This is a genomic window from Proteus sp. G2609, from assembly GCF_963896135.1.
Taxonomy (GTDB): Bacteria; Pseudomonadota; Gammaproteobacteria; order Enterobacterales; family Enterobacteriaceae; genus Proteus; species Proteus mirabilis.
In genome coordinates this window covers 165,617-187,720 of the sequence record NZ_CAWQNB010000009.1, presented here as the reverse complement: position 1 = coordinate 187,720, position 22,104 = coordinate 165,617, and the positions used below count along the sequence as shown (strand labels likewise).

Below are 22,104 nucleotides of genomic sequence, written 5' to 3'. Positions count from 1 at the left end.
TATCTAAATGATATTTGGTTTCTTTTATATTAATATTAGCAGGAAGGTGTAAACTGGTTTATTATTTTATACCGAAAAATATAAATAACTAAGGTAAGTTAATGTTGAGTATGGAAAAAATTAAGCAACCCTATTGGCCAGCATTAAAATTGATATTAAGTTCACTTATTGTTTTTAGTTTCTATTTGAAACAAAGCCATACCCCTGACTTTTCATTACTGATTAATATATTTGATTTAACATTAATTCCTATGTTTGTTTTTATTATCGGGTTTATTACTAAGAATGGAACATGGAAAAGTTGGCGTGATAATTTATTGGCTGCCTTAGTGATTTATGCGACTTTCCAAACTATTGATATGATCCCTCTTTATTATTCAGGGCAATTTGACCTTAATACTTACCTTCTTTTTCCTCAAAACGGTGTTTGGTTTTTTCTTGCTACACCTATTTGGCAAGCTTTTTTCCTATTGTTACCTTCATACATCAGACATCATAAACCAATATTATTCTCTCTTCTGCTTGTCAGTATTTTGCTATCGTTGTTAACTAAGGGCTATGAAACTAAACTATCTACTTTCTTGGCTATAATACAATATTTTCCATTTTTTATTATCGCTTATTTAGTAGACCAACAAACAATTGCTAAATTGAGAAGTCAATCTTTTGTGGTTATTGCTTTAATAAGTTTATTATCAATATTTATACTTTATTATCAATCTAATATAAATTATATTATTCTAACAAAATTAGAAGGGAGTCTATTTTTTGCAAAGTTAATTATATATATTATTTCTTTATTGATAAGTTTTATTTTAAGTGCAGGAATTATTTACCTTGCACCAACCACTCAAAAATACGCTTCTCTTGCCAATAATGCGTTAGGTGTTTATCTAATTCATCCAATCATTTGCTTTATCCTTTTTCAAGGCATAATCTTTTTTCAGTTATCTCTTACATTACCGATGGTTTTTGCACTCACTGTTATCACCATTAGCCTAGCACTATTATTGGCATCAATTAAGCTTATTCATTGGTTTATTAGCCCAACTTTTAATATCCGATAGCTTAGTCAACATGAGTGGAGAAGAATGTCATTAATTTTTCTCCACTAAGAATAAAATCGTATGTTCACTATTAATTTGTTTTATTTGTATAAATCAATTATTTTATGTCTTTAATGACATTTAATAAATTAATAATGCGATATTTAGTCTATTTAGGACTTGCCGGTGTATTGCTCAGTTTTCCTATCTCATTTGTAGTAAATATCTTTCTTCTTGATGAAGGATATAAAACGTGTGATAAAATTTCGTGGCTATCACCCACTACATATGTAAAAGAATTATCGTTTTGCAATAACAAAAAAGCCCTTAACAAATAATGAAAAGGGCTTTTTAATTCAATGTATTATACGACTTCTATTAATTCATGCCGTATTTTTTCAGTTTCTTACGCAGTGTGCCACGGTTAATGCCCATCATTTGCGCAGCACGTGTTTGGTTACCACGGGTGTATTGCATCACCATGTCCAACAATGGCTGTTCAACTTCAGCCAATACCAGCTCATATAAGTCATTAACATCTTGACCGTTTAATTGAGCAAAATAGTTCTTCAGTGCTTGTTTAACTGAGTCACGTAAAGGTTTTTGGGTTACCTGATCTTGTGAATTTACAGTGGCAACGGTTAGTACGTCTGAATTTACGCGTTGTTCGAACATAGTTCTGTCAGCTCTTTTATTTATTTACGCAAAAAATTTTCGAAATATGCTTCCAACGCCTCCAGCTGTTCGCTGGCATCCTCTATGGCGTTGAAGGAGCGCCGAAACTGGTCATCAGGGGCATGTTCCTTGAGATACCAAGAGACATGCTTGCGTGCAATGCGAGTTCCTTTGCCTTGACCGTAAAAGTCGTGCAATTCACGCACATGCTTTTGCATTATTTGTTGCACCTTTGCAATCGGCAGAGGAGGCAACAGTTCACCTGTGTCCAGATAGTGCTGGATTTCCCGAAAGATCCAGGGTCTTCCCTGAGCAGCGCGACCGATCATTAAAGCATCGGCTCCAGTGTAGTCAAGCACTGCTCTGGCTTTTAGCGGGTCAGTTATGTCTCCATTCGCAATAATGGGAATAGAGACACTCTGCTTAACTGTCCGAATACTGTCGTATTCAGCTTCACCTTTGAACAAACACTCGCGTGTACGTCCATGAATGGTGAGAGCCGCAATACCACAATCTTCAGCCAATTTGGCAATCTCTACACAGTTTCGTTCATCAGGTGACCATCCTGTACGGATCTTGAGTGTAACAGGTACATCAACCGCATTGACCACCGCAGAAAGGATCTCTGCGACTAAATCCGGATAACGCAGCAATGCTGAGCCTGCTAACTTTTTATTCACCTTTTTTGCCGGACAACCCATATTAATGTCGATAATCTGAGCGCCACTTTCTACGTTTATTTTCGCAGCTGTAGCCATATCAACAGGGTCACTTCCCGCAATTTGTACGGAGCGGATCCCCAATTCATCGCTATGTACCATCCGTAACCGAGACTTGTCTGTCTTCCAAACCTGAGGATTAGAAGAAAGCATTTCAGAAACTGTCATCCCCGCACCCATGTCATAGCAAAGTGACCGAAAAGGTCGGTCTGTAACGCCAGCCATTGGAGCTGCAATGAGGCAATTTTTTAACTGATACTGTCCGATTCGCATAGATGAAAAGAGGGCCAAACTGTGACTGCAAGGGCGCGTATATTACGCATTTTTTACCAGATATGAAAGGACAAAGTTTAACCAAATCGCGAAAAAAAGTTACTTTTTTATACTTGATTTTTTATAAATAGATTATTTAGTCAATAAAAACAAAAAGTTACTGTTTTTCTAAAATTTTAAATTTAAATATAGAGAAGTAACAAACTCAAGCAACAAGGTGATATTTATCAGGCAAAATTGTGATTAATGCCTGATAAATAATCATTAAGTGAAACTTTAACTGTTTAATATTATCGCAAATTGTTTAATATTTAACCTATGTTATTTTTTCACTCCGGTAATACGACACCACTCTTCTTTTTCAGCCACAGGATCTAAAGTAAATTGTTCTTGATAAGCTTGTGCAACACTGTCAGCTTGTGTGGCAAGAACACCGGAAAGACCTAAATGCCCCCCTTGACGTGGCAGTGTGCTGATAATAGGAGCTAATTCACGTAATGGACCAGCTAAGATATTTGCGACCACTACATCGGCACTGAGATTGTCTGGTTGGTCTTTAGCAAGGTATAGCGTCAGTGCATCAGCGACACCGTTACGTTGCGCATTGTCGCGACTTGCTTGGATAGCTTGTGGGTCGATATCGATACCTATCGCTTTCGCAGCCCCCAGTTTTAATGCTGCAATGGCTAAAATACCTGAGCCACAACCAAAGTCGATAACGGTTTTACCTGCGAGATCTAAACCATCGAGCCATTGTAGACATAAAGAGGTGGTTGGGTGAGTACCTGTACCAAATGCCAGACCTGGATCGAGCATGACATTTACAGCGTTAGGATCAGGCACTTCACGCCAGCTTGGGCAAATCCATAAACGTTCGCCAAAGCGCATAGGGTGGAAGTTATCCATCCATTCGCGCTCCCAATCTTTATCTTCTAATTGTTCGATTTTATGTACAAATCCTTTACCCAGCACCGCCGTGTTTTCTAACATAGCCACGATGATACTCATATCGGTTTCTGCATCATATAAGCCAATAACATCGGTATCACCCCAGAGGCGAGTTTCTCCCGGTAATGGCTCAAAAATAGGGGTATCGTGACTATCTTGAAAGGTTACTGATACCGCGCCACTTTCAACCAACTCATCACCAATGGCTTCGGCGTTTTCTGAGGTGGCATTTAGTCTTAATTGTATCCAAGGCATAATTAATCTCTTTTAAAAACAAGTTCACTGTAATGGAGCAGATTGAGGCAAGGTTTGTTCTCCAAACCTATTTGCGACAAGAAAAGCCACTAAGCTCAATAACAGCGCAGGAATAATAGGATGAAATCCAGCAATCTGGATATTAAATGTTGCCAGTGTAGCATAGAGTGTGGCACCGGTTATCATGCCCGCAATCGCGCCATAACGGTTTGCTTTGTTCCAGTAAAGGCCAAGTACTAGAGGCCATAAGAAAACCGCTTGTAGTCCACCAAAGGCAAGTAAATTGAGCCAAATTATCATTGATGGCGGGTTCCATGCAGCAAATAGCAATAAGATCCCTAAAATCAAAGTAGATAGGCTAGATAAACGCGCAATGCGTTTTTCATTGTTTATGGCATGAGGCGCGAGATTGAGATAGAGATCTTTGACCAATGTCGCTGATGATTGTAGCAGTTGTGCGTTAATCGTTGACATGATGGCTGCCATCGGTGCCGCTAAAAATATACCGGCAGCAAAAGGCGGTAATACATCAACCATTAAAGTTGGAATAACTTGATCTGGCACGGTGAGATCAGGAATGATTGCCCGACCTAATGCGCCCGCAAAGTGCATACCAAACATTAATAACGCCATCACGATGGTGCCGATGATGATCCCTCTGTGCATGGCTTTGCTGTCTTTATAAGAGATACAGCGCACTGCAGTATGGGGAAGGCCGATAACCCCAAAACAGACCAATACCCAAAATGACGCCATAAAGGGGCCAGTTAAAATGCCGTCAGCACCATGAGGAGAGGTAAGGGCAGGATCGATAGCATTTAGTTTTTGTATTGCAATATCTAAACCACCCGCCTTGTAGATAATGGCAAAAAGCAAAATAAAGGTGCCCAATAACATCACAAGGCCTTGTAAGGCATCATTTAATACACTAGCTCTAAATCCGCCAATCGCTGTATATAATGCGATTGAGATACCAAATATCAGCAAACCAAATTCATAGGGAATACCCGCAGCGGTTTCTAATAAGCGAGCACCACCAATAAATTGTACGGTCATGGCACCGACAAAAGCTACCAGTAGACTTAAGCTGGCAAACCAGACTAAAAAGCGACTTTGGTAGCGAGCATAGAGCATATCATTTAGGGTGACGGCGTTATAACGACGCGCCAAAATAGCAAATTTTTTACCTAGTACCCCGAGGGAGAGCCAAATCGCGGGGAGCTGGATCATCGAAAGAAGTACCCAACCAATGCCGTATTTGTAAGCCGCGCCTGGTCCACCAATAAAAGAGCTAGCACTGACATAGGTTGCCGTGATGGTCATTGCAAGGACAAATCCACCCATAGAGCGGTTACCAAGAAAATACTCGTTAAGAAATTGCCCTTTTTCACGTTTACGATATGCGTATGCGGATAATAGGAAGACCAATAAGAGATAGCCAACCAGTGGCACGATAACCTCAGTTTGCATTGTCATGCTCATCTCCTAACGGCATATCTTTGAAAAAATAGCGTACCATCAGATAGCACAGTAAAAAAAATAGCACAGGCAAAAATAGGCATGAAAGCTCAAACCAAACCGGTAGGCCGGTTAGCCCCACAGTATTATCGGGTAAATAGGCAGTAAGTAACCAACCCAATAAGTAGATAAAAGTAAGCACTAAGGCCAAGAGGGCTTCTTTGTGGGCCTGAACAAAACGCTTGTCCATCTGTTCTCCCAATCTTTATAGGATTAAAACGAATGGGAAGGATTGTACGGGAAAGTGAGAGGTGATTCAGTGAAAATTGATCATAAACTTATTGGTGGCATCAAATGATGAGGAATTGATTGGCGGTTAAGTGTGCTGCAGGAACTTATTTGGGTTATTTAATAGACTATTTAGTCGAATAAAAAAGGCATAGTCGATAAACTATGCCTTTTACTGATAAGCTAAAAAGATTAATTTTCAGTTAAACCTAGGCGTTTTTCTAGGTAGTGAATATTAGTACCACCTTTTTGGAATTGCTCATCATTCATAATGAATTGGTGTAGCTCAATATTGGTTTTAATGCCGTCAATAATAAGTTCTGCCAACGCATTTTTCATACGAGAAATCGCAATTTCACGTGTTTCACCGTAAGTGATCAATTTACCAATCATTGAATCATAGTGTGGTGGAACGGTGTAACCTGCGTAAATATGTGATTCCCAACGTACACCAAATCCGCCTGGTGAGTGGAAACGAGTGATGGTTCCCGGGCTTGGCAAGAAGGTTTTTGGATCTTCTGCGTTGATACGGCACTCAATAGCATGTCCATGAACGTGAATTTGATCTTGCGTGACCGATAATGGTAAGCCTGATGCAATACGCAGTTGCTCTTTGATAAGGTCAACACCGGTGATCATCTCAGTAACAGGGTGCTCAACCTGAATACGGGTATTCATTTCGATAAAGTAGAATTCGCCATTTTCATAGAGGAATTCAAACGTACCCGCACCGCGGTAGCCAATTTCAATACACGCATTTGCACAGCGTTCACCGATATTTTTACGGATCTCAGGGGTAATACCTGGTGCTGGTGCTTCTTCAACCACTTTTTGGTGGCGACGTTGCATTGAGCAGTCACGTTCAGCTAAATAGATAGCATTACCTTGTCCATCGGCCATCACCTGAATTTCGACGTGGCGTGGATTTTCAAGGTATTTTTCCATATAGACCATATCGTTGCTAAATGCCGCTTTGGCTTCCGCACGGGTCATGGAGATTGCTTGCGCTAAGTCTTTTTCTGAGCGAACAACACGCATACCGCGACCACCGCCACCACCTGATGCTTTGATGATAACAGGGTAACCAATGCGTTTGGCGATTTCGATATTTTTGGCTGTATCGTTACCTAATGGGCCATCTGAGCCTGGTACACAAGGAACACCGGCTTTTTTCATCGCTTCAATAGCGGAAACTTTATCACCCATTAGGCGAATGGTTTCCGCTTTAGGGCCAATAAAAATAAAGCCTGAGCGTTCAACTTGTTCGGCAAAATCGGCATTTTCAGACAGGAAGCCATATCCTGGGTGAATGGCTTGCGCGCCACTTATCTCTGCCGCGGCAATAATTGCCGGAATATTTAAGTAACTTTTTGCTGAAGCAGCGGGACCAATACAGATAGTCTCGTCTGCCAGCAGAACGTGTTTTAAATCACGGTCTGCCGTGGAGTGAACGGCGACTGCTTTGATCCCAAGTTCCTTACAAGCTCTTAGGATACGCAGTGCAATTTCACCACGGTTGGCAATGAGGATTTTTTCTAGCATGGGCCTGCCTCGTTATTCGATGACAAAGAGTGGATCGTCAAACTCAATAGTATCGCCATCTTGGCAAAGGATAGATTTAACAACGCCCGCTTTATCAGATTCGATTTGGTTCATCATTTTCATTGCTTCAACGATACACAGTGTATCGCCAACATTGACTTGCTGACCCACTTCAACAAAGACTTTTGCTTCTGGGCTTGGTGAACGATAGAAGGTACCTACCATTGGTGAGCGAACAACATGGCCGCTAATTTCTTGCGTTGCTGTAGCCGCTGGTGTTTCTGGTGCTACAGGTGCCACAGCAGCTGCTAATGCAGGTTGAGGTGCTGCTGGTGCCGCAAAATATTGCTGAGGAGCCATTTGACCCTGAACGCCAGAGTTGCGACTGATGCGTACTGACTCTTCACCTTCAGAAATTTCCAGTTCAGAAATGCCAGACTCTTCGACTAGCTCGATCAGTTTTTTAATTTTACGAATATCCATGAGTTGATTCCGTACTCTTTTGATGTTTTTTATTAAGACAAGCGGTTGACCGCTGCCTGTAAAGCAAATCGATACCCTTCAGCACCTAATCCACAGATTACGCCAGTTGCGATATCAGAAAGATAAGAGTGGTGACGGAAAGGTTCCCGACTGTAGACATTGGATAGGTGAATTTCAATAAATGGAATATTCACCCCTAATAATGCATCACGCAGTGCAACACTGGTGTGCGTAAATGCTGCAGGGTTGATAAGAATATAATCAACATTTCCCCGCGCCGCATGAATTTTATTTATTAGCTCATGTTCAGCATTTGATTGAAAATGAGTCAGTTTCACATTTAATGCTTGAGCATCCGCTGACAAACTTTGAACAATATCATTCAGAGTTAGGTGTCCGTAAGTTTCCGGCTCTCTAGTGCCAAGCAGGTTTAAGTTCGGACCATTCAGGAGCAAAATATGAAAATTTTCCGACATTATGCTTCTATCTCCGTCAATTCGTCAACGAAATGACAAAATAACCTGTGCTTTTCGTTTTGTCATCTTTTATTGTATCGAATGTTACGATATAAATCACAAAGTCCGACATTATAGACATTTCACAGAAGATAACAGCAAAATACTGGTCTAATCAGGGAAAGATGGGATTATTTTGATGAAAAGTTAAAAGTTTTTACAAGATTGTAAAACCAAGAAAGTAAAATAAACAGAAGTTTAAAAAATAATCATAACATGACGTTATTTATTGATGTGACAGGAAATCTACGCTTCTTTGAGCTAGATCGATAATATATGTTATAAATGTGATCTAGATCACATTGCTAAGCAGGTTTAATATTAAAAACGCAATAATCTGGCATTAAATTAATCTGTTTAATGCCAGAAATTAGCTCAAAATCATGATAAATAATTACAACTTAACTAAGGTTCTACCTGTTACTTGATTATCCATTATCATCTGAGCATAGCGTGGCACCTCATCGAGTGTAATTTCGGTTACTGTTTGCTGATAAAATGTATCAGGCAATAGCTGTAGTAAACGTTGCCATACTTGAGCGCGTTTTTCTGCAGGATAATAAACGGAATCGATACCTTGCAGACGAACATTGCGTAAAATAAATGGCATGACTGTAGTAGGTAACGTATATCCTCCTGCTAATCCACAGGCGGCAACGGTGCCATTGTAATGTGTTTGTGACAAGATATTGGCAAGGATTTGTCCACCTACGGTATCAATAGCGCCTGCCCAACGCTGTTTATCTAACGCTTTACCTGCAGCCTCAAATGCTTCACGGGTGATAATATGCTCGGCCCCCAGTTTACGTAAATAATCGTGATTGCTGGCTCTGCCACTGAGAGCGGTAACCTGATAGCCAAGTGCGGTTAATAAACTAATTGCGGTGCTACCGACACCACCGCTGGCACCTGTAACCAAAATCTCACCACTATCGGGTGTTATGCCACCTTGTTCTAACGCCATCACACAAAGCATGGCAGTAAAACCTGCTGTACCAATGATCATGGCATTTTTTAACGACAGTCCTTCGGGCAGCGCCGTTAACCAATCACCTTTAACGCCCGCTTTTTGTGCTAAACCGCCCCAGTGGTTTTCACCTACACCCCAACCGGTTAGTAACACATGTTGTCCAATATGAAAACGGGGATCTTCTGTATGGTGAACCACCCCTGAAAAATCGATACCGGGGACCATCGGAAATTGGCGTAGAATTTTTCCTTTACCTGTTATGGCTAAGCCATCTTTGTAGTTTAGTGTCGAGTAGTGGACATCAACAATGACCTCATGAATAGGGAGTTGTGATTCATCGATATGTTGGACGCCGGCGCTAAGTTTATCGCTGTGTTGTTCGACTAATAATGCTTTCATGATGACCTCTTATTGCTATCCGTTTCTGTCATGATAGGTGATTTTTTAGCAAGCGTTGTGATTGTGCACAATATCTCGTGTAATAATGAGACAAATTAACGCTTTTTAGTGTATAAACGATGGGTTCTATGTTCATTTAAGCAGAGATTATTCTGAGTTTTACATTTTTGTTGTGAGTTGATACTTAAAATATTTTACGATTGGGCCAAAAATAACATTTATCTTCGTTTATTGAAATTAAGCTAATAGGTTGTTTTGGCCACCATCAAGATGAGTATGATGATCGCTATCTTCATCAAATGATGGGGTAAATGTTATCGAAAATAGATATTGCTGATGTGAATAATTAAATGAATAAATTTTATTTGAACTTGAACCCTTACTTTTGTGTCACAGTGTGGCAACCAAGTAAGATTTTTCTTTGTCGATATCTACGTGATTTGTATTGTGATTAAGTCAAATAAATCTTACGTAGGATCGAATTTATGCGTTAATCGTTTTAATTAGCCCATTTTTATGCAGTTTTTTTCTGCTCCAATTGGGAAAAGTAACGTAGAATATTGTGCCTTTATGATTATTCACGTGTCCACTTTTAACTAAGTAGCGGATCGCGCCTTGTCGCTGCTTATTGTGGTTGGTAGAGTAGACGGATTTTTCCGTCCCGGCTTGCAGGATTATCCTTTCGTATGTTTAAAAAATTTCGTGGCATGTTTTCCAACGATCTGTCTATTGACTTGGGTACCGCCAATACCCTGATTTATGTCAAAGGACAAGGTATTGTTCTCGATGAACCTTCTGTAGTTGCGATCCGCCAAGATCGCGCAGGTACATCAAAAAGTGTTGCAGCCGTCGGGCATGAAGCCAAACAGATGCTAGGGCGTACACCTGGGAATATCGCAGCTATTCGTCCAATGAAAGACGGTGTTATCGCTGATTTTTATGTAACCGAAAAAATGCTTCAACACTTCATAAAACAGGTTCATAACAACAGCTTTATGCGTCCAAGCCCTCGTGTATTAGTGTGTGTACCTGTTGGTGCGACACAAGTTGAGCGTAGGGCTATCCGCGAGTCGGCACTTAGTGCGGGTGCTCGCGAAGTCTTTTTAATTGAAGAACCTATGTCTGCTGCAATTGGTGCAGGTTTACCGGTATCTGAAGCGACGGGTTCAATGGTCGTTGATATTGGTGGTGGGACTACAGAAGTTGCGGTTATCTCATTAAATGGTGTGGTTTATTCCTCTTCTGTACGTATTGGGGGAGACCGTTTTGATGAAGCTATCATTAATTATGTACGTCGTAACTACGGTTCATTGATCGGTGAAGCAACCGCTGAGCGTATTAAGCATGATATTGGCTCGGCTTATCCTTCAGACGAATTAAATGAGATTGAAGTACGTGGACGTAATTTAGCGGAAGGGGTACCACGTAGCTTTACTTTAAATTCCAATGAGATCCTCGAAGCCTTACAAGAGCCATTAACAGGTATTGTAAGTGCTGTGATGGTTGCCTTAGAACAGTGTCCGCCAGAGCTTGCTTCTGATATTTCAGAACGAGGTATGGTCTTAACGGGTGGTGGGGCACTGTTACGTAACTTAGACCGTTTATTAATGGAAGAAACAGGTATTCCTGTTATTGTGGCTGAAGATCCGCTTACCTGTGTGGCTCGTGGTGGTGGTAAAGCATTAGAAATGATCGATATGCACGGTGGCGATCTATTTAGCGAAGATTAATATTATTGTGCGTGTAAGGGAGAAAGGATTCCCCCTTAATCACAATATAACAATATTAACACCTGTTCTTTTACTTCTCCGTGTGAGTGATCTTAGAGTTTATGAAGCCTATTTTTAGTCGGGGGCCTTCCCTGCAACTAAGATTAATAATCGCTGTGATTATCGCGATATCGTTGTTAATTGCTGATAATCGCATAGGTGCTTTTTCAAAAGTCCGTCAGTATTTGGATACTGCTGTGAGTCCTTTCTATTTTCTTGCAAATGGGCCTCGTCGTTTCCTTGATCAACTCTCTGAAACCTTTGCAACTCGCGAACGTTTACAATTTGAAAATCAAGCGCTAAGAAAAGAGCTTCTTGTTCGCAGTGGTGAAAGTCAGCTACTGGAACAATTTAAACAAGAAAATGCCCGCTTACGAGAATTACTTGGTTCACCTTTACGTCAAAATGAGCAAATGACGGTAACACAAGTGTTGTCTGGTAATAGTACGCCTTATCGAGATCAAGTGGTGATAGACAAAGGCACTAATGATGGGGTGTATGAAGGTCAGCCTGTTATTAGTGATAAAGGCGTTGTTGGACAAGTTATTGCCGTAAGTGAGTTAACCAGCCGAGTACTGTTAATTTGTGATACCTCTCATGCATTACCGGTACAAGTATTACGTAATGATATTCGCGTTATTGCCTCAGGGGCTGGGTGTGCGGATGATCTACTGTTAGAGGCACTACCTGCGAATATCGATATTCGTGTAGGGGATGTGTTAGTCACCTCAGGATTAGGGGGACGCTTTCCTGAAGGTTATCCTGTTGGGGTTGTTTCTTCGGTAAAAGTCGATAATCAACGTGCTTATTCGGTGATTAATGTGCGACCTTCTGCTGAATTACAACGTTTACGTTATCTGTTGCTATTATGGAACGCCTCAGAGAAGAAACAAGCGCCACCGTTACCTTCAGAGGTTTACCGTGCTGCCAATGAACGTTTGATGCAATTAATGCCACAGGTACTGCCTAACTATGAACAAGCGGGGCCACCACTGCCTCGTTCTATGTCACAAGAGCCAACGGAAAATAGCGCCACCCCAAGTGATATAGCACCAGTACCACCAACGGAAAACAATAAACCTCAACCTAATACGAATCGAGGTAGATAGTGACAATCAATCCTTATCGTAGCCGTGGGCGTTGGATTATTTGGCTCTCGTTTCTAATAGCTTTGGTGTTACAAATTATGCCTTGGCCTGAGCAACTAGAAGTTTATCGCCCTATTTGGCCAGTGTTGTTTCTGATTTATTGGATAACGTCATTACCTCATCGTATTAGCGTTGGAACAGCATTTGTTCTTGGGATGAGCATGGACTTAGTGCAAGGGACAACATTAGGGGTGAATGCGTTGGCTTATACCCTAGTAAGTTATGTTATCGCCTTTAAATATCAATTATTTTGTAACTTAGCGTTATGGCAACAGTCATTAGTGGTAATGTTAGCGATTGGCGTGGTTGATCTTACTGTATTTTGGGCAGAATTTTTGCTTTCTCCCGTGACTTTTCACCCACAAGTATTCTGGAATAGTCCAGTCAGTGGTATTCTTTGGCCATGGCTTTATTTTTTGCTTCGCAAAGTCCGTCACCAGTTTTCAGTTCATTAACCTCTCTGGATCATGACGGTATTTTTGTGTCACCGTCATGAGGATATTATTGTGATCACTCTTTACCTTGCATCGAGTTCCCCCAGAAGGCGAGAGCTTCTGTCACTGTTGGATGTTCAATTTAGCACCATTACACCGGCAATTGATGAAATTTGGCAACAAGGTGAAGCACCGGAAGATTATGTTATCCGTTTGGCGAGAGAGAAATCTCAAGAGGGGGTACGTCAAGCGACAAATGACTATCCAGTATTAGGCTCTGATACTATCGTAGTTCAAGCAGGTCGTATTCTGGAAAAACCACGAGATAAAGCGCATGCAGCACAAATGCTAAGTAATCTTTCAGGTGCAACCCACCAAGTGATGACGGCGATTGCTATTTCAGATAAAACCCGAACAATAAGCCAATTAGTTGTCACGGATGTGACTTTTAGAAAGATGACAGAAAGTGAAATTAGTGCGTATATTGAAACGGGAGAGCCAATGGATAAAGCTGGCGCTTACGGTATTCAGGGAAAAGGAGGCCGTTTTGTACAACGGATTGAGGGTAGCTATCATGCTGTTGTCGGCTTACCGCTTGTTGAAACCGAAGCATTGATAGCTCAATTTTTGTCTCTAGCGAATGATAAGGAGATTTCATGACAGCAGAGCTATTAGTGAATGTGACTCCCTCTGAAACCCGAGTGGCCTATATCAGCGGGGGCATACTACAAGAGATCCACGTTGAAAGAGAAGCCAAACGAGGTCTTGTCGGAAACATCTACAAAGGTCGGGTAAGTCGTGTATTACCTGGGATGCAAGCTGCATTTATTGACATTGGGCTTGAGAAAGCCGCTTTTTTACATGCTTCTGATATTATGCCTCACACGGAATGTATCGCGGGTGAAGAGCAGAAAAAATTTAATGTTCGTGATATTGCGCAACTTGTACATCAAGGTCAGGACTTGATTGTACAAGTGGTGAAAGATCCTCTAGGTACAAAAGGGGCACGTCTTACAACAGATATCACATTACCATCACGTTACTTGGTGTTTATGCCGGGGGCTTCTCATGTGGGTGTTTCACAACGTATTGAAAGTGAAGAAGAACGTGAGCGCTTAAAACGCTTGGTAGAAGAGTATTGTGATGAAAATGGCGGGTTTATTATTCGCACTGCCGCTGAAGGTGTCGGCGAACATGAAATAAAACAAGATGCTGCTTTTTTAAAGCGCCTATGGAATAAAATCATTGAGCGTAAAAAAAGAAATAAAACGCGTATTCAAATTTATGGTGAGCTCGCTTTAGCACAACGTATTTTACGTGATTTTGCAGGGGCTGAATTAGATAGCATTCGGGTTGACTCTAAATTAACTTATCATCAATTACAGGAGTTTATTGGTGAATATATTCCTGAATTAACCGCTAAACTTGAATTACACCAAGGTAATCAACCTATTTTCGATCTTTACGGGGTTGAAAGTGAAATTCAGCGCGCGTTAGAGCGAAAGGTCGAGTTAAAATCAGGAGGCTATCTGATTATCGACCAAACCGAAGCAATGACAACGATTGATATCAATACGGGCGCTTTTGTTGGTCATCGTAATTTAGAAGAGACGATTTTTAATACCAATGTTGAGGCGAGTCAGGCGATAGCGCGGCAACTGAGATTACGTAATTTAGGCGGCATTATCATTATTGATTTTATTGATATGAGTAATGAAGATCATCGCCGTAGAGTATTAGCTTCCTTAGAACAAGCATTGAGCAAAGATCGCGTGAAAACGACCATCAATGGTTTTTCACAATTAGGTTTGGTTGAGATGACACGTAAACGAACCCGTGAAAGTCTCGAGCATGTACTTTGTGATGACTGTCCTACTTGCCAAGGCCGTGGTACAGTAAAATCAGTTGAAACGGTATGTTATGAAATATTACGAGAAATTGTTCGTGTTCATAAAACCATAGACGCAGATCGCTTTTTGGTTTATGCCGCCCCCGCTGTTGTGGAAGCACTAAAAGGTGATGAATCACATGCTTTAGCCGAAGTGGAAATTTTTGTTGGGAAGCAAGTCAAAGTGCAAACTGAGCTACTCTATAGTCAGGAGCAGTTTGATGTGGTGATGATGTAATGGATTCGCCTTGCTAATAAATATGATGGCAGAAAGGAGACTAAATGAAGCGGCTGTCTAAATCTTTATTATTGATAACCCTTTTTTGCCTGATTATTTTCGCCGTAGTATTAAGTGGATTTCGTTATTTTCTGCCTCGTTTAGATAATTATCGCCCTGAAATTGAAACCTATTTATCTAAACAGTTCAATAGCCCAGTCACCATGACACAGGTGAAAGGAGAATGGCAAAACTTTGGCCCTGATATCCAAATTACTGGGCTGTATATTGATAATAACAGTGTTGAAGTGAGTGCTGAACAGATCACTTTCTCTTTTGATGTTTGGCGTTCACTACTTCATTTTCAACTCTATTTTCGTGAATTAACCTTTGAACAATTAGCAGTAAATTACAAAAAGCCTATTTTTACTGGGCAAAATGGTGATATTACTTTCACTGAACCTGATGATATCTCTTCCATTTTCTTAAAACAGTTTGATCGATTTAAATTGGTTGATAGCCGTTTCGTGTTTTTATCACCTTCTGGAGATACTAGCACGCTCCATATTCCCGAATTAATGTGGCTCAATCAGAAAAACCGCCATCGTGCGCAAGGGGAAGTTACTTTAGATACCCCAATAAATCACTATGGTGGACTAAAAGTACGTCTTGATCTCTATACGAAAAAGCAGGGGGCACTGGATAAAGGACAGGTGTTTGTCACCGCTGATGAGGTTGATATTTCCCCTTGGTTAAGCCAATGGGTTAAAAGTAACAGTGGCCTTGGTGAAGCGAAAGCCAGCCTATCTAATTGGATAGAGATCAGTAATGGGCGGATCACGGGTAGCCAGTTACAAATCCATCAAGGTGAAATGGATTGGCGTAATGAAGGGCGCACACATGTATTAAAGGTAGAAGATTTAATTCTACGTATGAGACGCCAAGAAAATGGCTGGCTTGCTGATATCCCTTATACCCGAAAAATAACGATGGATGGCGATGAATGGCCAGATGGTTATTTAGCGGTACTTTATCAACCTAAAGAAAAACAACAAGATGAAGCTTGGCGTATCCGTGCTAAAAATATTGAATTAGAACGGTTATCTGCGTTATTGCCTTTGTTCTCCTTTTTAACGCCTGATGTCGTGCGCCAATGGCAGTATCGTCAATTTTCTGGCATGGTCGACTCATTTGCTCTTGATGTAGCTCCCGATGATTTTAAACGTAGTGCCATTGATATCAGTTGGCAAAATGTTGCTTGGAAACGCTGGCAAGAAATCCCTTCTGTGGCACATTTTAATGGTCATTTAAAGGGCACATTACAGCAAGGAGCGCTTAATTTTGCGCTTAATAACAGTGAAATTGATACTGATGGGCTTTTTAAAGCGCCACTTAATATAGAAAAAGGCACTGGTACGGTTTACTGGCAGCATCAGGGAGATTCTCTGTCGTTATGGAGTCAAGGGATTGATATAAAAGCCACCTCCGCTTGGGTTGCCGGTGATTTTCGTTATCAAAAACAAGGAGAGCATCAACAACTGTCTATTCTTTCGGGAGTGAATGTGACCGATGCCGGTGAGACATGGCGCTATTTACCTGAAAAATATGTCGGTAAAGATTTAACACAATATCTCTCTGACGCGATTATTGCCGGAAACGTTAAAAACGGTACGTTTATTTTTCATGGTGATCCGCGGGATTTCCCTTTTGAACAACATAATGGTTGGTTTCAAGTCTATGCCCCAGTAAAACAGGTAACTTTCAAATATGATAGTGAATGGCCGGCACTGTTTGATCTTAATGTTAATCTTAATTTTAAGAATAACGGCTTATGGATGTCCTCTGATAATGTTCAGGTTGGTAAAGCCACCGCTAAAAACTTGACGGCGATTATTGAGGACTATAACAAAGAAAAAATTGTTATTGATGCAGATATTGAAGCCACGGGTGATGATTTAAAAGAGTATTTTCTAGCTTCGCAAATGGCAACGATTGGTCATACACTTGAAATACTAAAAGTGGCTGGAAAAATTAACGGGAGTTTGCATCTCGACATTCCTTTTGATGGCGAGCAGGTGGTCGCTTCTGGTCAGGTAAACTTAAACAATAATGATGTCACATTAGCCTTTATGGATACCACCCTAGAAGGTGTTACGGGACAATTTCGTTACCATAATGATAAATTAGAGAGTGATACTTTAACCGCGAATTGGTTTGGTCAACCTCTGACATTTTCTTTTGCTGGTGGTGATCAACGGGATGCTTATCAAGTTGGTGTTGATCTAAAAGGACAATGGGATATCGCGAAAATTAAGGGATTACCTAATGATATACAACATAAATTAAGCGGTTTTTTACCTTGGCATGGCGTGGTGAGTGTTAATATTCCAGAAACAGCGGATGTTAATTATCAAGTGGATCTGACCGGACAAGTGAATGCGCTACAAAGTCAGTTAGCTGCGCCAAGTACCAATGATTTTAAAAACGCTTCCCCCATTGTGATTTCAGCAAAAGGGAATAGTGAAAAACTTAACGTTAGTGCCGATGCACAAGATCAGTGGTCATTAAATAGTGAATGGGCGTTAGGTGAACCATTGCGTCTATTACAAGGTAATTTAGTTTCTTCCTCACTCACACTACCTCAATTAAATGATCAATCACGATTGACTATTGCATTGCAGGGATTGCAAGGCGATAAATGGCTACCTACTTTAATGGCTTTTTCATCATTAGCCCCTTCTGAAAACGCGATACGTTTCCCTACCAATATTCATATTAGTCTGCCTGAACTTAATTTTGCTGGTCAGCAATGGATTGCGCCACAAACAGAAATTATGCGTGCTGATGATGGTGTAAAATTATCCTTCTCAGGGAGTGAGTTACGAGGTGACTTATTTGTACCCAATACGGCACAACCTTGGCAGGTGAATATTACCTATCTCTATTTTAATGGCGCTAGCCCAACAGAAGAAAATAAATCCTTAAAAATGGCAAATGTGCCTGATGCCAAAAAAGCAGTTCAATTTTCACTTAAAGATATTCCTGCTATCAATTTCGCCTGCCAAGAGTGTTGGGTGAATGGATTATTACTAGGGAATATTGAAGGTGCAATACAGCCTCGTGACGGAGCATTATTGTTAACTGCAGGTAAGCTTAAAAATAGCAGTGGCGAGCTATCTGTGAGTGGTGTGTGGTCAGAAGATAGTTTAGGCAACAGTATCACTAAGTTGGCAGGTAAACTAACGGCACCGGAAGTCGATGAAATGGCGGCTTACTTTGGTTATATCATTCCGATTGTTCAGTCACCACTTACGGCAGATTTCTCACTGCAGTGGCACAATACCCCTTGGAATTTTGATCTAAAAACACTCAATGGTGAAGTGAATGCTTCTCTTGGAAAAGGGCGTATTGAAAAGGTGGATGTTGGGCAAGCAGGAAAATTATTACGTCTAGTCAGTTTTGATGCCCTGTTACGTAAGTTGCAATTCGACTTTAGAGATACTTTTAGTGATAATTTTGAGTATGATTCCATTAAAGGTGATTTGACGGTTAAACAAGGTGTTTTAAACGCGAAAAGCGTTGCTGTAGATGGTGTTATTGCCGATATTGCTATAAAAGGTCAAGTGGATCTGTTGGCGCGTAAAATGGACTTACAAGTAGTGGTAACTCCTGAAATATCAGCTACAGTAGGCGTTGCTACCGCATTTGCTATTAACCCCATCGCTGGTGCTGCTGTATTTGCAGCTTCAAAAGTACTGGGGCCACTTTGGAGTAAGATTTCAGTTATACGTTATCATGTTACCGGAACGGTAGAACAACCCAAGATTGACGAAGTACTGCGTCAACTTAAGGAGGATCAGGCGTTATGAAAAAAGTTAATGTCGCACTTTTGCAGCTTTGTAGCGGAAAAAATATAAAAAATAATCTGGCGCAAATAGAGCAACAGATTAAGCAACTCCCCGATTCAGTCAAGCTTGTATTAACGCCTGAAAATGCATTACTTTTCTCCAGCGCAAAAGATTATCATAAACATGCTGAAATTCAGGGGAAAGGACCATTACAAGATGCGATTGCTAATATGGCGCAGCGCTATAAGGTGTGGATCTTAGTGGGTTCAATGCCATTGATTAGCCGAGATTCTCCTGAGCAGATCACCAGTAGTAGTTTAGTTTTTGATGATGAAGGGGTGATCCGCGCTCGTTATGACAAAATTCATATGTTTGATGTGAACATTGATGATGAACAAGGCGAATATAATGAATCAGCCATTTATCAACGTGGTGAACGCTTGACTGTAGTGGATACACCTGTGGGGAAATTAGGTTTAACGATTTGTTATGATTTACGTTTTCCCGGTCTTTTCCAAGCATTAAGAGAAAAAGGTGCTGAAATTATTTCTGTACCAGCAGCCTTTACTCGTTTAACGGGTAAGGCGCACTGGGAGCCATTGTTACGCGCGCGGGCTATTGAAAATCAGTGTATTATTTTGGCATCGGCTCAAGTCGGTACCCATGATGCTCGTCGCACATGGGGTCATACAATGGCAGTGGATGGTTGGGGGAAAGTATTGAAAAAGAACCCTGATGCGGTCAGTGCCCTAACGCTCAATATTCGAGTCGATAGTTTAGAAGGTATGCGTGAACAGATACGGGTTGTGAAACATAATCGCTTTCGCCCGAAACTGACACACTTAATAAAAAAAGTTAAGGATAAAAAAGAATTATGAGTTTAGCTGTTGTCAGCGAAAGTCTGTTGGAAGCGAACAACCTGAGTTTAGATGATTTAGCATCGACACTAGAGCAGCTTGCACAGCGTCAAATTGATTATGGTGATCTTTATTTTCAATCAAGCTACCACGAAGCATGGATATTAGATGATCAGATAATTAAAGATGGCTCTTACAATATTGACCAAGGGGTTGGCGTTAGAGCGATTTATGGTGAAAAAACAGGTTTTGCTTATGCAGACCAATTAACACTCAACGCACTTAACCAAAGTGCTCATGCTGCGCGTAGTATTGTGCAAGCACAAGGCAATGGGCAGATCCATACACTGGGTGCTATTCAACATACTCCGTTATACAACCTAAATGATCCATTACAAAGTTTGTCTCGTGAAGAAAAAATAGCACTATTACATGACGTTGATCGTGTGGCACGGGCTGAAGATAAACGTGTTAAACAAGTCAATGCCTCATTAACGGGAGTGTATGAGCATGTGCTAGTTGCAGCAACGGATGGTACTTTAGCGGCGGATGTGCGTCCTCTTGTACGTCTTTCTGTAAGCGTACTGGTCGAAGATGACGGTAAACGTGAACGTGGTTCAAGTGGTGGCGGTGGTCGTTTTGGTTATGATTATTTTCTGACTAAAGAAAATGGCGAAACCCATGCAGCGACTTATGCCCGTGAAGCGGTACGCATGGCATTAGTTAATTTATCGGCTATTGCTGCACCAGCAGGTACAATGCCTGTAGTTTTAGGCGCCGGATGGCCCGGTGTTTTATTACATGAAGCTGTTGGACATGGTTTAGAAGGTGATTTTAATCGTCGTCAAACATCGGTATTCTCTGGGCGTATTGGCGATAAGGTAACTTCTGAGTTATGTACTATCGTGGATGATGGTTCAATTGAAGGCCGACGAGGCTCCGTGGCGATTGATGATGAAGGCGTACCGGGTCAATACAACGTATTAATCGAAAATGGCATCTTAAAAGGCTATATGCAAGATAAGATGAATGCGCGTTTAATGGGGGTAAAACCGACGGGCAATGGGCGTCGTGAATCCTATGCACATTTGCCAATGCCACGTATGACCAACACCTATATGCTTGCGGGTAAATCTTCTCCTGAAGAGATCATCGCCAGTGTCGATCGCGGTATTTATGCGCCAAACTTTGGTGGTGGGCAAGTTGATATTACCTCGGGTAAGTTTGTTTTCTCAACTTCAGAAGCCTATTTAATTGAAAAGGGTAAAATTACTAAACCAATTAAAGGCGCAACCTTGATAGGTTCAGGTATTGAAGCGATGCAACAAGTTTCTATGGTGGGTAATGATCTCGCATTAGATAAAGGTGTCGGGGTGTGTGGCAAAGAGGGGCAAAGCTTGCCGGTAGGGGTTGGGCAACCGACACTGAAATTGGATAAGTTAACCGTTGGTGGTACTGCTTAACAGTTGTTATTGTTATCTATTTATACAAATTACCCCAATAAAACTCCATCGCTATGATGGAGTTTCTATTTAAGTGAGTAAATGGAGCTATTTATGGGCAAACGTCTATTCCCTGTTCTTATTGTTGTGGCTGTTTTATTTTTTGTTCTTTATAAAGGATTAGTACCTGAAACGCAGATACCAGCAACAGCGCCTCCTACATCAACAACATCTACATCGTCAAAGAGTTCAATCAGTCAGCCTGAGTCTCAACGTCCTTTAGCAATTGATGAAAAGACACAAGCCAATAAAGTGGCTGATTATTTGCAACAACACGCTCGCTTACCTGATTTTTATATCAGCAAAAAAGAGGCTCGAGCTAAAGGTTGGAATGCGAAAGCGGGCAATTTATGTGAAGTTTTACCAGGACGGGCGATTGGTGGTGATCGCTTTATGAACCGTGAAAAACAGTTACCTGAAGAAGTAGGGCGTCAATGGTTTGAAGCAGATGTCAATTATCAATGTGGACATCGTGGTAGCGATCGCCTGCTATATTCTAATGACGGATTAATTTATTTAACCACCGATCATTACCGTACCATGCAAAGAGTTGCACCTTAATGAAACAGATTATTTTTGATTTCAGCACATTGGCGGATCGAGATGCTTTTTATCATCAGTTTGCTCAGCAATTTCAATTAGATGAAGCATTCGGTAATAATCTTGATGCGTTATGGGATGTATTAACAGGAGAAATTGAATTGCCTGTTAATATTGTTTTCAGACATGCACCGCATCATTCCCGCACCTTCCAGCCCATTATTGAGATAATGCAAGAAGCGCAAGAGACGCTGGGTAAAGAGCTATTTCGCTTTCATTGTGAACATAAAAAAGCCAAGTAGAGCTAGCTGAAAGCCCATAAGTATTACA

Annotated in this window: 21 protein-coding genes; 12 read left to right on the top strand and 9 right to left on the bottom strand. The window is 41.0% G+C overall.

Translation table 11 applies throughout. The annotated features are described in order from the left end of the window. The first annotated feature begins 110 nt into the window (after positions 1-110). Both AACV01_RS04105 and AACV01_RS04100 read left to right on the top strand, forming a co-directional pair. The gene (locus AACV01_RS04105) at positions 111-1,067 is read left to right on the top strand and encodes an acetyltransferase (RefSeq protein ID WP_237584990.1); all 957 of its coding nucleotides are present in this window, start codon (positions 111-113) and stop codon (positions 1,065-1,067) included. Positions 1,068-1,171: 104 nt separating this feature from the next. Beyond that, positions 1,172-1,384, top strand: coding sequence for a DUF1240 domain-containing protein (locus AACV01_RS04100; protein WP_012368827.1), 213 nt, complete (start codon positions 1,172-1,174; stop codon positions 1,382-1,384). Between the two features lie 40 nt (positions 1,385-1,424). Here the strand turns inward: AACV01_RS04100 and fis are convergent, their stop codons facing one another. The 9 genes from fis to acuI all read right to left on the bottom strand — a co-directional run bounded on the left by fis (position 1,425) and on the right by acuI (position 9,571). Continuing rightward, complete coding sequence (gene fis, locus AACV01_RS04095) at positions 1,425-1,721, bottom strand: DNA-binding transcriptional regulator Fis (protein ID WP_004245342.1); 297 nt, start codon at positions 1,719-1,721, stop codon at positions 1,425-1,427. Between the two features lie 20 nt (positions 1,722-1,741). Further along, the gene (gene dusB / locus AACV01_RS04090) at positions 1,742-2,713 is read right to left on the bottom strand and encodes a tRNA dihydrouridine synthase DusB (RefSeq protein WP_004248899.1); all 972 of its coding nucleotides are present in this window, start codon (positions 2,711-2,713) and stop codon (positions 1,742-1,744) included. A 321-nt stretch (positions 2,714-3,034) separates the two neighbouring features. Further along, entirely contained in the window at positions 3,035-3,916 is an 882-nt protein-coding gene (gene prmA / locus AACV01_RS04085; protein ID WP_004245340.1) for a 50S ribosomal protein L11 methyltransferase, read from the bottom strand. 24 nt (positions 3,917-3,940) lie between these two features. After that, a complete protein-coding gene (gene panF / locus AACV01_RS04080; RefSeq protein WP_004245338.1) occupies positions 3,941-5,386 on the bottom strand; it encodes a sodium/pantothenate symporter in 1,446 nt (481 codons plus the stop codon). Continuing rightward, complete coding sequence (locus tag AACV01_RS04075; RefSeq protein WP_004245337.1) at positions 5,376-5,624, bottom strand: YhdT family protein; 249 nt, start codon at positions 5,622-5,624, stop codon at positions 5,376-5,378. Before AACV01_RS04075 ends, panF begins: the two co-directional genes overlap by 11 nt. A gap of 230 nt (positions 5,625-5,854) precedes the next feature. Further along, the gene (gene accC / locus AACV01_RS04070; protein ID WP_004245336.1) at positions 5,855-7,204 is read right to left on the bottom strand and encodes an acetyl-CoA carboxylase biotin carboxylase subunit; all 1,350 of its coding nucleotides are present in this window, start codon (positions 7,202-7,204) and stop codon (positions 5,855-5,857) included. A 12-nt stretch (positions 7,205-7,216) separates the two neighbouring features. Further along, positions 7,217-7,687 (bottom strand): acetyl-CoA carboxylase biotin carboxyl carrier protein, encoded by a 471-nt coding sequence (gene accB / locus AACV01_RS04065; RefSeq protein ID WP_004245333.1) that lies wholly within the window; start codon positions 7,685-7,687, stop codon positions 7,217-7,219. A gap of 32 nt (positions 7,688-7,719) precedes the next feature. Beyond that, entirely contained in the window at positions 7,720-8,163 is a 444-nt protein-coding gene (gene aroQ, locus AACV01_RS04060; RefSeq protein ID WP_004245332.1) for a type II 3-dehydroquinate dehydratase, read from the bottom strand. Between the two features lie 433 nt (positions 8,164-8,596). Continuing rightward, a complete protein-coding gene (gene acuI, locus AACV01_RS04055; RefSeq protein ID WP_012368829.1) occupies positions 8,597-9,571 on the bottom strand; it encodes an acrylyl-CoA reductase (NADPH) in 975 nt (324 codons plus the stop codon). 686 nt (positions 9,572-10,257) lie between these two features. Here acuI and mreB point away from each other — a divergent pair. From mreB to AACV01_RS04005, 10 genes are all read left to right on the top strand, one after another. Beyond that, positions 10,258-11,301, top strand: a complete 1,044-nt coding sequence (gene mreB, locus AACV01_RS04050) for a rod shape-determining protein MreB (protein WP_004245330.1) — start codon at positions 10,258-10,260, stop codon at positions 11,299-11,301. A 101-nt stretch (positions 11,302-11,402) separates the two neighbouring features. Then, the gene (gene mreC, locus AACV01_RS04045) at positions 11,403-12,449 is read left to right on the top strand and encodes a rod shape-determining protein MreC (protein WP_004245329.1); all 1,047 of its coding nucleotides are present in this window, start codon (positions 11,403-11,405) and stop codon (positions 12,447-12,449) included. A gap of 5 nt (positions 12,450-12,454) precedes the next feature. Beyond that, positions 12,455-12,943, top strand: coding sequence for a rod shape-determining protein MreD (gene mreD, locus AACV01_RS04040; RefSeq protein WP_026090452.1), 489 nt, complete (start codon positions 12,455-12,457; stop codon positions 12,941-12,943). Between the two features lie 51 nt (positions 12,944-12,994). Beyond that, the gene (locus tag AACV01_RS04035) at positions 12,995-13,582 is read left to right on the top strand and encodes a Maf family protein (RefSeq protein WP_004248907.1); all 588 of its coding nucleotides are present in this window, start codon (positions 12,995-12,997) and stop codon (positions 13,580-13,582) included. Beyond that, positions 13,579-15,048 carry a ribonuclease G gene (gene rng / locus AACV01_RS04030; protein ID WP_004245326.1) on the top strand — a complete coding sequence of 490 codons (1,470 nt, stop codon included), beginning with the start codon at positions 13,579-13,581 and terminating at the stop codon, positions 15,046-15,048. The genes AACV01_RS04035 and rng overlap by 4 nt, the downstream gene beginning before the upstream one ends. Positions 15,049-15,092: 44 nt before the next feature. Next, on the top strand, positions 15,093-18,896 hold the full coding sequence (yhdP, locus tag AACV01_RS04025) for an AsmA2 domain-containing protein YhdP (RefSeq protein ID WP_161682470.1): 3,804 nt from the start codon (positions 15,093-15,095) through the stop codon (positions 18,894-18,896). Further along, entirely contained in the window at positions 18,893-19,753 is an 861-nt protein-coding gene (gene nit1 / locus AACV01_RS04020) for a deaminated glutathione amidase (RefSeq protein ID WP_161682468.1), read from the top strand. The genes yhdP and nit1 overlap by 4 nt, the downstream gene beginning before the upstream one ends. Next, entirely contained in the window at positions 19,750-21,195 is a 1,446-nt protein-coding gene (gene tldD, locus AACV01_RS04015) for a metalloprotease TldD (RefSeq protein ID WP_004245322.1), read from the top strand. The genes nit1 and tldD overlap by 4 nt, the downstream gene beginning before the upstream one ends. Positions 21,196-21,288: 93 nt before the next feature. Next, complete coding sequence (locus AACV01_RS04010) at positions 21,289-21,795, top strand: ribonuclease (RefSeq protein WP_161682466.1); 507 nt, start codon at positions 21,289-21,291, stop codon at positions 21,793-21,795. Further along, complete coding sequence (locus AACV01_RS04005) at positions 21,795-22,076, top strand: barstar family protein (protein ID WP_004245317.1); 282 nt, start codon at positions 21,795-21,797, stop codon at positions 22,074-22,076. Before AACV01_RS04010 ends, AACV01_RS04005 begins: the two co-directional genes overlap by 1 nt. Positions 22,077-22,104 lie beyond the last annotated feature (28 nt).